Annotated in this window: 11 protein-coding genes; 7 read left to right on the forward strand and 4 right to left on the reverse strand. The window is 67.1% G+C overall.

Going from position 1 to position 10283, the window contains the following annotated elements; translation table 11 throughout:
• Nucleotides 1-12: 12 nt before the first annotated feature.
• From fdh3B to QUV18_RS08360, 5 genes are all read left to right on the forward strand, one after another.
• Complete coding sequence (gene fdh3B / locus QUV18_RS08340; RefSeq protein ID WP_300893223.1) at nucleotides 13-606, forward strand: formate dehydrogenase FDH3 subunit beta; 594 nt, start codon at nucleotides 13-15, stop codon at nucleotides 604-606.
• Between the two features lie 157 nt (nucleotides 607-763).
• On the forward strand, nucleotides 764-1978 hold the full coding sequence (locus QUV18_RS08345) for a formate dehydrogenase subunit gamma (protein ID WP_300893224.1): 1215 nt from the start codon (nucleotides 764-766) through the stop codon (nucleotides 1976-1978).
• On the forward strand, nucleotides 1978-3240 hold the full coding sequence (locus QUV18_RS08350; RefSeq protein ID WP_300893226.1) for a c-type cytochrome: 1263 nt from the start codon (nucleotides 1978-1980) through the stop codon (nucleotides 3238-3240). The genes QUV18_RS08345 and QUV18_RS08350 overlap by 1 nt, the downstream gene beginning before the upstream one ends.
• Nucleotides 3237-3362, forward strand: a complete 126-nt coding sequence (locus QUV18_RS08355) for a hypothetical protein (protein WP_268874608.1) — start codon at nucleotides 3237-3239, stop codon at nucleotides 3360-3362. Before QUV18_RS08350 ends, QUV18_RS08355 begins: the two co-directional genes overlap by 4 nt.
• Nucleotides 3346-4707 carry a sigma-54 dependent transcriptional regulator gene (locus tag QUV18_RS08360; protein ID WP_300893230.1) on the forward strand — a complete coding sequence of 454 codons (1362 nt, stop codon included), beginning with the start codon at nucleotides 3346-3348 and terminating at the stop codon, nucleotides 4705-4707. Before QUV18_RS08355 ends, QUV18_RS08360 begins: the two co-directional genes overlap by 17 nt.
• Before the next feature lie 383 nt (nucleotides 4708-5090).
• Here QUV18_RS08360 and QUV18_RS08365 read toward each other — a convergent pair whose 3' ends face one another.
• From QUV18_RS08365 to QUV18_RS08380, 4 genes are read right to left on the reverse strand one after another with little or no spacing between them, the layout of a single operon-like run.
• The gene (locus QUV18_RS08365) at nucleotides 5091-5960 is read right to left on the reverse strand and encodes a helix-turn-helix transcriptional regulator (RefSeq protein WP_300893232.1); all 870 of its coding nucleotides are present in this window, start codon (nucleotides 5958-5960) and stop codon (nucleotides 5091-5093) included.
• 51 nt (nucleotides 5961-6011) lie between these two features.
• Nucleotides 6012-6833, reverse strand: coding sequence for a substrate-binding domain-containing protein (locus QUV18_RS08370; protein WP_300893233.1), 822 nt, complete (start codon nucleotides 6831-6833; stop codon nucleotides 6012-6014).
• 20 nt (nucleotides 6834-6853) lie between these two features.
• The gene (locus tag QUV18_RS08375; protein WP_300893234.1) at nucleotides 6854-7597 is read right to left on the reverse strand and encodes an ATP-binding cassette domain-containing protein; all 744 of its coding nucleotides are present in this window, start codon (nucleotides 7595-7597) and stop codon (nucleotides 6854-6856) included.
• Nucleotides 7590-8300 (reverse strand): ABC transporter permease, encoded by a 711-nt coding sequence (locus tag QUV18_RS08380; RefSeq protein ID WP_300893235.1) that lies wholly within the window; start codon nucleotides 8298-8300, stop codon nucleotides 7590-7592. Before QUV18_RS08380 ends, QUV18_RS08375 begins: the two co-directional genes overlap by 8 nt.
• 281 nt (nucleotides 8301-8581) lie before the next feature.
• Between QUV18_RS08380 and QUV18_RS08385 the strand changes: the two genes are divergently transcribed.
• Both QUV18_RS08385 and QUV18_RS08390 read left to right on the forward strand, forming a co-directional pair.
• A complete protein-coding gene (locus QUV18_RS08385; protein WP_300893236.1) occupies nucleotides 8582-9904 on the forward strand; it encodes an aspartate aminotransferase family protein in 1323 nt (440 codons plus the stop codon).
• Between the two features lie 120 nt (nucleotides 9905-10024).
• Nucleotides 10025-10156 carry a hypothetical protein gene (locus QUV18_RS08390; RefSeq protein ID WP_300893238.1) on the forward strand — a complete coding sequence of 44 codons (132 nt, stop codon included), beginning with the start codon at nucleotides 10025-10027 and terminating at the stop codon, nucleotides 10154-10156.
• Nucleotides 10157-10283: the final 127 nt, after the last annotated feature.

Here is a 10283-nt window from a genome sequence, read left to right on the forward strand (position 1 = left end):
GGAGGAAAGAGAATGGCTAGAGCGAAGTTTCTCTGCGACGCCGAGCGCTGCATCGAATGCAACGCCTGCGTCACGGCCTGCAAGAACGAGCACGAGGTGCCGTGGGGGATCAACCGCCGCAGGGTGGTGACGATCCAGGACGGCAAACCGGGTGAACGCTCGATCTCGGTGGCCTGCATGCACTGCTCGGACGCGCCCTGCATGGCAGTCTGCCCGGTGGATTGCTTCTACCAGAACGAGGAAGGCGTGGTGCTCCACTCCAAGGACCTCTGCATCGGCTGCGGCTATTGCTTCTACGCGTGCCCCTTCGGCGCGCCGCAATACCCGCAGGCGGGCAATTTCGGGTCCCGTGGCAAGATGGACAAATGCACCTTCTGCGCCGGCGGACCGGAGGACAACAACTCCACCGCCGAGTTCCAGAAATACGGCCGCAACCGGATCGCCGAGGGCAAGCTGCCCATCTGCGCCGAGATGTGCTCGACCAAGGCGCTGCTTGCCGGTGACGGCGATGTCGTCTCGGCGATCTACCGCGAGCGCGTCGTCGCGCGCGGCTTCGGCACCGGCGCCTGGGGCTGGGGCACCGCCTACGACCAGAAGGGCGGCTGACCGAACACCCCGCCCGGCCCGCTTCACCGCGGGCCGGGCGACCCTTCCGCGCACACCCGACGTCACGGACGCATGACCCATCCGCCCCCTCGCGGATCGGTGATGCGCCCCCGGCGCAGCAACAACCGAAACGTTCCTCACGAGTTTGGAGAGACGGATGCGCTACCTTGTCCATGTCCTGCTGATCCTGATGCTGGCCCTGCCACTGGCGCCCGCCGCCATGGCACAGGACGCCGAAACCGCACAGCCCGACCGCTCCGCCACCGGCGGCGCGACCACGCTGGAAGACATCCTCGCCCGCCAGCGCGGCGAAAAGGTCGACGACAGCTACCGCTCCGGCAACACCGGCGACCCCGACAGCGCGGCCGCCATGGCCGAACAGCTCGGCACCCTCGGCGGCGCCTCCGACCCCGACCTCTGGCGCGCCCTGCGCTACAACGAAACCGACGTGAAGGTCTCGGCCGGCGGCGACGTCGCCAAGGTGCTGGTCCAGGACGGCGGCATGCGCTGGTGGACCTTCCGCGAGGGCCCGCTCGCCACCTATGGCGGCTGGCTCCTCCTCGGCACAATCGCCTTCCTCGCCGTCTTCTTCCTCCTCCGGGGCCGCATCCGCATCGACGCCGGCAAGACCGGCCACACCGTCACCCGCTTCGCCGCCTTCGAGCGCTTCTCCCACTGGCTCCTCGCCGGCTCCTTCATCCTGCTGGCGCTCACCGGCCTGCTCACCCTCTTCGGCCGCAAGTTCATCGCGCCCTATATCGGCAAGGAATTCAACGCCTCGCTCCTCACCTATTCCAAGCTCATCCACAACAACGTGGCCTGGGCCTTCATGCTGGGCCTCGTCCTCGTCTTCGTCCTCTGGGTCTGGCACAACCTGCCCAGCCGGACCGACCTGACCTGGTTCCGCCAGGCCGGCGGCATCATCGGCAAATCCCACCCGCCCGCAAAGAAGTTCAACGCCGGCCAGAAGATCATCTTCTGGTCCGTCATCGTCCTCGGCACCTCCATCGCCGTCTCCGGCCTCTCGCTGCTCTTCCCGTTCGAGCTGCAGCTCTTCGCCAAGACCTTCGGCATCATCAACGACCTCGGCCTGCCCGGCCTCTTCGGATATGACCCTCTGCCCACGGCCCTCGCCCCGCAGGAGGAGATGCAACTGGCGCAAGCCTGGCACGCCATCGTCTCCTTCGTGCTGATGGCCATCATCCTCGCCCATATCTACATCGGCTCCCTCGGGATGGAGGGCGCGTTCGATGCCATGGGCACCGGCGAGGTTGACGAGAACTGGGCCGAACAGCACCACTCCATCTGGTACGAGGAGCTGAAGGAAAAGAACGAGACCACCTCGAAACAAGCCGCGGCCCCGGCCGAGTGATGCGTCTCCTCGCCGTCGCGGCCCTGCTGGCGACCCTCTCGCCGGCCGAGGCGCAGGACTTCACGACCCTCAAGGGCCATGGCGGCCCCGTCATGGGGCTCGCCACCGCCCCCGACGGCCGCGTCGCCACCGCCAGCTTCGACAATTCCGTGGGCCTCTGGACGGGGCGCTCGCCCCGATGGCTCGAAGGCCACGACGCCGCCGTCAACGCCGTCACCTTCGGCGAAGGCACCCTCGTCTCCGGCGGCGACGACTTCACCGTCCGCCTCTGGTCCGGCACCCCCCGCATTCTCGGCACCCACAAGGGCAAGGTCACCGGCCTCGACATCTCGGGCACCACCGTCGCCTCCGCCTCCTGGGATGGCACCATCGGCCTCTGGCCCCTCGACGGCGGCGAGGCCCGCAGCCTCGACGCCCCCGCCGGCGTCAACGCCGTGGCCTTCGACACCCCCACCACCCTCTACGCCGGCACCACCGACGGCCTGCTCCTGCGTTACGACCTTGAAACCGACGCGCCCCCGATCCAGGTCGCCCGCCACGGCTTCGGCGTGAACGAAATCATCGCCACCCCCGACTGGGTCGCCTACGGCGCCGTCGACGGCGGCACCCGCATCCTCGACGCGGAAGGATCGGAAATCGCCGATTTCACCCTCGACCGCCGCCCGATCCTCTCGATGGCCTACCATCCGGAAACCAACCAGCTCGCCGTCGGCGACGGCCACGGCTACATCATGGTCGTCGACACCGCCGAGTGGCAAATCGCCCGCGATTTCCGCGCCACGCGGCAAGGGCCGGTCTGGGCGCTCGCCTTCTCCCCCGACGGCACCACCATCTGGGCCGGCGGGCTCGACGATGTCGCCTATGGCTGGCCCACCGCCCTGCTCGACGAGTTCGACCCCGGCATCACCGGCGAACGCAGCTTCCTGCGCGACGCCGACACCATGCCCAACGGCGAACGCCAGTTCATGCGCAAATGCTCGATCTGCCACGCCGTCACCCCGGGCCCCTCGCGCAAGGCCGGCCCGACGCTCCACAACGTCTTCGGACGCCCCGCCGGCACCGTGCCGGGCTATCCCTATTCCGAAACCCTGTCGGGTTCTGATATCATCTGGAACGAGACCACCATCGACGCCCTGTTCGATGAAGGCCCCGATCACTATATCCCCGGCTCGAAAATGCCGATGCAGGTGATCGCCGGCCAATCGGACCGCGACGACCTGATCGCGTGGCTCAAGACCGCCAGCAAGGAGGGCGAGAAATGAAAGCGATGTTCATTGGGTTCGCGGCGATTGCCGTCATCGGCGTGGGCGCCCATTTCGCCCTCGAGGAAAGCGGCTACACCGTCTGGCAACGCACCTCGGGCGACAGTGTCCGCCTTGACTGAGGCCCGCCACCGCATAACCCCCGAGGATTACGGCAGCGACCTCGCCGGCGCCTCGATCCTGGTGATCGACGACGAGCCGGGCATGCGCAACTTCCTCCTGAAAACGCTGGAACCCCGCGTCAAGCGGATCGAGATGGCCGCCTCCGCCGACGAGGCCTCCGCCAAGCTCGACGAGCATCATTTCGACCTCGTGATCCTCGACAATGTCATGCCCAACAAGACGGGGCTGGAATGGGTGCTCGAACAGCGGCGCCTCGGCTTTCTCGCCGACACCATCCTGATCACCGCCTATGCCGATCTCGAAACCGCCATCGCCGCCCTCCGCGCGGGCGTCAGCGATTTCGTCCTCAAACCCTTCCGCGCCAACCAGATCGTCAGCGCCGTCGCCCGAACCCTCGACCGCAAGTACCTGCGCCGCGACAACACGCTCCTGCGGCACGAGCTCAACAGCGACGCGCAATCCGGCCGCCTCCTCGGCACCTCCGACGTCATGTCCGAGGTCCGCGCCATGCTCAAGAAACTGGCCCCCCTGCCCACGCCCGTCCTCTTCACCGGCGCCAGCGGCACCGGCAAGGAACTGGCCGCCCGCCACCTCCACCAGCTTTCCGACCGCGCATCGCGCCCCTTCGTCACCATCAACTGCGCCGCCATCGCCCCCGACCACATCGCCGAGGAGCTTTTCGGCATCAACGGCCCGGGCGACGAGATGAAGCCGGGGCTCTTCCTGCTGGCCGATGGCGGCACGCTCTTCCTCGACGAGATCGCCCAGATGCCGGAACAGGCCCAGGCGGCCCTCCTCCGCGCGCTCGACGATCAGCGCGTCCGCCCCATCGGGGCCGAGCGGGAATTCCCCCTCAACCTCCGCCTGCTCTTCGCCACCAACGCCAATCTCGAGGAAGCGGTGGAACAGGGCCGCTTCCGCGCCGACCTCTACCACCGCATGAACGTGGTCCGCATCCACATGCCGCCGCTGAAGGACCGGTCAGAGGACATTACCGAACTCGCGGCCCTTTTCATCGAGCAGTTCTCCACCACCCTCGGCCTGCCCGCGCTGGAACTCTCGGCCGAAACGCTCCTGAAGATGCGCCGCTACGACTGGCCTGGCAACGTGCGCGAACTGAAGAACCTGATCGAACGCTCCGTCATCCTCGGCGAATTCCCCCCCGAATTCGACGGCGACAGCCGCGTCACCGGCGCCCGCGCCATGGAGAACCTCGACGACGTGGTGCAACGCCACATCCTGCGCATCCTCGACCTCTGCGGCGGCAACCGCGCCGAGGCCGCGCGTCGGCTCGGCGTGTCGCGCAAGACCATCGACCGGAAGGTGGCCGTCTGGGAAGGGTGAGGCGCCGCGCATCGCAGGGCCGCGGTACGGCGATCCAACGCCCGTGATGGGCACTTTATGCCCGCCAAGCACATCCGACCTAGCGACGTTGCGCCTGCCTCACCAAATCGCCGTGCCGGGGGGCGGCCCGGCGATGCGCGGCGGCGCGCCCTTGGCGCGCCTTGATTCCGCGCGAGGTGACTCTCAAAGCCGTAGCAGCGCACCACGGCCCGCCGATGCGCGGCTCCTCACCCGTTGCGCCCCACACAACATCTCGCCCGTTGCGCCCGGAACGCCACATTAACTAAGCGCCCCACAGACCCGAACACCGACGCGATACCGACAGAATACCGACGTGATACCGACGTCCCAACCCCAGCAAAACAAAGCCCTTAACCTTCGAATCAGGCGTTCCACCGCACCGTGCCCAACCCGGTCAGGTCATAGCCCCCCATATGCTCGGCCCGCGCCATCATCGCCTCCGACTGGCAGAACGTCATCAGCCGCTGCAACGGCGTATCGAACCACGCCCGCCGATGCACCAGCAGGTCGAACCGTTCCTCGATCAGCGGCACGAAGGACAGCCCGAAATCCTTGGCCAGCGTCTCCAGCCCCAGCGTCGCCTCCGCATCGCCCCGCGCCACCGCCTGCACCGCCTCGGTCTCGGTCCTCGCCACCTCGGCCAGGTCCACATCCTCCGCCCGCAGCCCCGCCTTCGCCGCCAACTGCAGGAACAGCACGTCACTCCCCGAATCCGGCTGCCGCGGCACCACCCGGCGCCCCTTCAGGTCGGCCATCTCCGCCACGCCCGACACGTCCCGGCCAAGCACCAACCCCCTGGCCCGCCTCGCAAATCTCACCAGCACGGCATTCCGCCCGCCGCAACTCCGCGCCACCGTCGGGATATTCCACTCCCGGCCCTCTTCATCCAGCAGATGCAGCCCCGCGGCCACGCCTTCCCTTGCAAGGAACCGCTTCAGCCCGTCGCTCGACCCGTCGAAATAACTCGCCAGCCCACACCGCGACTCCCGCACCGCCCAGTCCAGCAACGGATCATGACTGCCCAAAAGCACGGCGGGGCGCGGCGGTTTCGCCAGCCCCCCGTCCGAATGATCGTCAAGCCATGCCCGGATCCCGCGCTCGGGAAACAACAGCTTCCCCGTCGCCCGTGTACACGGCACCTCGCCCGAAGCCGCAAGGTCATAGACCTTGCGCTCCTTGATCCGCAACAACGCGGCCAGCTCGGGCACGGTCAGGAATTCCGGGTCGCTCATCTCGCCGCCTCAGCTTGCCCGAGGCCCATCAAACAAGCGCCCCGGCCCCCGTTAGCTACCCTGTTCAGGCGCGTTGGGGAAGAACAGTTGCTGCCCGTCCACCATGTAGGCGCCGATCGCCTCCTGCCCTTCGGCCGACACCAGCCAGTCCGCAAAGGTCTGCGCCGCCTCGACATTTACCGACGGGCACGCCTCCGGGTTGATCGGGATGACGCCATACTGGTTGAACAGGTCGTCATCCCCTTCCACGACGATCCCGTATTCCTGCTTGTTGGCAAAACTGATCCAGGTCGCCCGATCGGTCATCACGTAGGCGCCCATGCCGATCCCGGCATTGAGCGTCGCCCCCATGCCCGAACCCGTCTCGCGATACCACGCGCCCGAGCCTTCCGCCGGGTCCACGCCCGCGGCCTCCCACAGCGCCTTCTCCTTCTTGTGCGTGCCGGAATCATCGCCCCGCGAGGCAAACAGCGCCTCGCTCTCGGCGATCTGCGTCAGCGCCGCCTCGACGTCATTCATCCCCGAAACCCCCGCCGGGTCGTCCGCCGGGCCCACGATGACGAAATCGTTGTACATCAGGTCGGTCCGGCCCGTCCCGCCGCCATCCGCCACGAATTTCTCCTCCGCCGGCTTGGCATGAACAAGCAGCACGTCGCCATCGCAATTCGCCGCGTTCTTGATCGCCTGCCCGGTGCCCACGGCCACCACGTTGACCGTGATCCCCGTCTTGTCGGTGAAGATCGGCAACAGGTAATCGTAGAGCCCCGAATTGGCGGTCGAGGTGGTCGACTGCACGATGATCGCCTCGTCGGCGACAGCGGAAACAGGGGCCAGCGCCACGAGGGCGGCGGCCATCAGCGTTCTGATTTTCATGGAAACTCCTCTGGTCGATGTTAAACGACAATCCTGCCGTTCAGGTAATCCCGTGCCTCACTGGTCGCAGGCTCCGGGAAGAACTCGTCCGCCGGCACATGCTCGAGGATGCGCCCGCGATGCAGGAACACCACCTCGTCGGCCATCCGCCGCGCCTGTCCGGTGTCATGGGTCACGAGGATCACCTTCACCCCCCGCTCCCGCGCCCGCAGGATGATCCGCTCGATCGCCAGGACAGAAGCCGGGTCAAGGCTCGCGGTCGGCTCGTCCAGCAACAGAACCTCCGGCTCCGTCGCCAGCGCCCGGCCCAGCATCAGCCTTTGCGCCTCGCCGCCCGACAACTGCCGCGCCGGCTGCCGCGCCTTGTCGAGCAGGCCCACATGCTCCAGCAACCCGTTCCGCAAGCCCCGGTCCCGCCCCCGCGCCTTCAGCACGAACTCGACATTCGCCGCCACCGACCGCCGCAGCAGCACCGGCTTCTGAAACACCAGCGCCTGCCGTGCCGTCACCGCCGCGGCCGCCCGGCCATTCCACTCGATCCGCCCCGCATCCGGCGCCTTCAACCCGTGGATCAGCTTCAGAAGCTGGCTCTTGCCCGCCCCGTTCGGCCCCATGATCACGGTGCAGCCCGTCCCCTCGAGCCGCAGGTCCACACCATCCAGCACCGCCTTGCCATCCAGGCAAAGCCGCACCCCCTCAAGCTCCAGCGGCATCAGGTCCGTCTCCGTCCGCGGCACCACATCGGGAAATACAAGGTCACGCATAAACATTCCGCCTTTCCGCCGACATCCGCAGCGACTGCACCAGCGCATTCACCCCCAGCGCGATCGCCATCAGCACGATCCCCAAGGCCAGCGCCAGCGCCAGCTCCCCCTTCGAGGTCTCGAGCGCAATCGCCGTGGTCATCACCCGCGTCAGGTGGTCGATATTGCCGCCCACGATCATCACCGCGCCCACCTCGGCCACCGCCCGGCCAAAGCCTGCCAGCCCCACCGTCAGCAGCGCATAACGCCCGTCCCACAACAGCGCCTGCACGCTCTGCCACCGGCCCAGGCACAGCGAGCGGAACTGCTCGGCATACTCGGCATTCAGGTCTTCCAGGATTTGCCGCGACAGCGCCGCGACGATGGGCGTGATCAGGATGGTCTGCGCGATGATCATCGCCGTCGGCGTGTACAGAAGCCCCAGGAACCCCAGCGGCCCCGCCCGCGACAGGTTGAGATAGACCAGAAGCCCCACCACCACCGGCGGCAACCCCATCAGCGCGTTGATCGCCACCAGAACCGCGCCCCGCCCCCGGAACCGCGTCACCGCCAGCAGCGCCCCCAGCGGAAGGCCCAGCAGGCAGGCCACCGCCGTCGCCGTCAGGCTGACGCGCAGCGACAACCCGACGATCTCCAGCAGATCGCCGGTGGGCGACAGCACAAGGCCGAAAGCCAGTGCGAAGGCCTCCCCAAAATCCTGCATAATTTCCGAAACCCTCCCTGTCTCGTCAGGTCGAGTTTAGCGCCGGATATGGTCATCTCACAAGGGAAGCTTTGTATTGAAAGGGCATTGGTCAGGCCGATCCGCCGGCCAATTTGACCACACCGTTCGTTGCGTAAGGAAATTTTGCAATTATATGCAACCATCCTCCGCCCGCATCGCGAAGCGGCCGGAAATGACGCACACGCCCCCACCCTCTTGGACTCTCCCGCCCGCCGCGCAATACTGCCGGCAAACGTCCGATCCCCAGCAGGAGCCCAACGATGTCTCACGTCTTCCCGCGCCACACCCGCCTCAACCCCCCGGTCGCCGTGGGCGGCGACGGCTGCTACCTGATCGACGCCGCCGGTAAACGATATCTTGACGCTTCGGGCGGCGCCGCCGTCTCCTGCCTCGGCCACAATGATGCCGAGATCATCGCCGCCGTGAAGGCCCAGCTCGACAGCATCGCCTTCGCCCATACCGGCTTCTTCACGTCAGAGCCGGCCGAGGCGCTGGCCGACCTCCTCATCGCCAACGCCCCCGGCGACCTCGACCGCGTCTACTACGTCTCCGGCGGCTCCGAGGCGACCGAGGCCGCGATCAAGCTCGCCCGTCAATACTGGGTCGAAAAGGGCGAGCCCCAGCGCAGCCGCCTCATTTCCCGCAAGCAAAGCTACCACGGCAACACCATCGGCGCCCTGTCCGCCGGCGGCAACGAATGGCGCCGCGCGCAATTCGGCCCGCTCCTCCTCGACGTCACCCATATCGACCCCTGCTACGAATACCGCCTCCGCCACGACGGCGAGAGCCTCGAAGCCTACGGCCAGCGCGCCGCACAGGCGCTGGAAGACGAGCTCCTCCGCGTGGGCCCGGAAAACGTCATGGCCTTCATGGCCGAGCCCGTCGTCGGCGCCACCGCCGGCACGCTCGTCCCCGCGCCCGGCTATTTCAAACGCATCCGCGAGATCTGCGATCAGTACGACATCCTGCTGATCCTCGACGAGGTGATGTGCGGCATGGGCCGCACCGGCACGCTCTTCGCCTGCGAACAGGATGGCGTCGCCCCCGATATCACCTGCATCGCCAAGGGGCTCGGCGCCGGCTACCAGCCCATCGGCGCCATGCTCTGCAGCGCGAAAATCTACAAGACCATCGAAGACGGCACCGGCTTCTTCCAGCACGGCCACACCTATAACGGCCACCCCACCGCCGCCGCCGCCGGCCTCGCCGTGGTCTCCGCCATCCTCGACCGCGGCCTCCTGCCCCGCGTCCGGGCCCAGGGCGAGAAACTCGCCGACCGCCTTGCCGACCGCTTCGGCCAGCACCCCCATATCGGCGACCTGCGCGGCCGCGGCCTGTTCTACGGGATCGAAATCGTCGCCAACCGCGACACGAAAGAACCTTTCGACCCCTCCCTCGGCATCTCCGCCAAGATCAAGAAGGCCGCCTTTGCCGAAGGGCTGGTCTGCTACCCCATGTCCGGCACGATCGACGGCAAGCATGGCGACCACGTGATGCTGGCCCCGCCCTTCATCATCTCCGACGCCCAACTCGACGAGCTCACCGACAAGCTCGCAATCGCGATCGAGTTAGCAATCAATTAACCTTCCCAACCGCGACGACTTGCATTTTCTGCAATGCGGCATTGCCGGATTGCGGCTTTTGCTGCAGTGCAGAATTTCTATATGCTTCGGGTAACAAGACGAACCCCAAGAGGCACTGAAATGTACGACAAAGAAACCCACGCCCTGCTGGAAACCGCCCGCGAATACCGCGCCGCCTACATCCGCGGCCTGTTCCGCTCGCTGTTCCGCCGCTCGGCCCCGGCCTACACCAAACCGGCCCACGCCGCCTGAGGCACGGACCCCCTGATACCGACGGGATCGGCCACAGCCGACCCCGCCGGTCTCACACCTTGGCTGACGGACCTCACGCCCCGCGCACCGTTTCCGTCCCGCCGGCCAGCACACCGCTCGTCCGCAG

Source organism: Roseovarius sp. (genome assembly GCF_030373445.1).
Taxonomy (GTDB): Bacteria; Pseudomonadota; Alphaproteobacteria; order Rhodobacterales; family Rhodobacteraceae; genus Roseovarius.

Coding starts and splice junctions, on each gene's coding strand:
- QUV18_RS08345 (WP_300893224.1), top strand. CDS start 764: ATGCGCTACCTTGTCCATGTCCTGCTGATCCTGATGCTGGCCCTGCCA.
- QUV18_RS08350 (WP_300893226.1), top strand. CDS start 1,978: ATGCGTCTCCTCGCCGTCGCGGCCCTGCTGGCGACCCTCTCGCCGGCC.
- fdh3B (WP_300893223.1), top strand. CDS start 13: ATGGCTAGAGCGAAGTTTCTCTGCGACGCCGAGCGCTGCATCGAATGC.
- QUV18_RS08355 (WP_268874608.1), top strand. CDS start 3,237: ATGAAAGCGATGTTCATTGGGTTCGCGGCGATTGCCGTCATCGGCGTG.
- QUV18_RS08380 (WP_300893235.1), bottom strand. CDS start 8,300: ATGCAGGATTTTGGGGAGGCCTTCGCACTGGCTTTCGGCCTTGTGCTG.
- QUV18_RS08390 (WP_300893238.1), top strand. CDS start 10,025: ATGTACGACAAAGAAACCCACGCCCTGCTGGAAACCGCCCGCGAATAC.
- QUV18_RS08365 (WP_300893232.1), bottom strand. CDS start 5,960: ATGAGCGACCCGGAATTCCTGACCGTGCCCGAGCTGGCCGCGTTGTTG.
- QUV18_RS08385 (WP_300893236.1), top strand. CDS start 8,582: ATGTCTCACGTCTTCCCGCGCCACACCCGCCTCAACCCCCCGGTCGCC.
- QUV18_RS08375 (WP_300893234.1), bottom strand. CDS start 7,597: ATGCGTGACCTTGTATTTCCCGATGTGGTGCCGCGGACGGAGACGGAC.
- QUV18_RS08370 (WP_300893233.1), bottom strand. CDS start 6,833: ATGAAAATCAGAACGCTGATGGCCGCCGCCCTCGTGGCGCTGGCCCCT.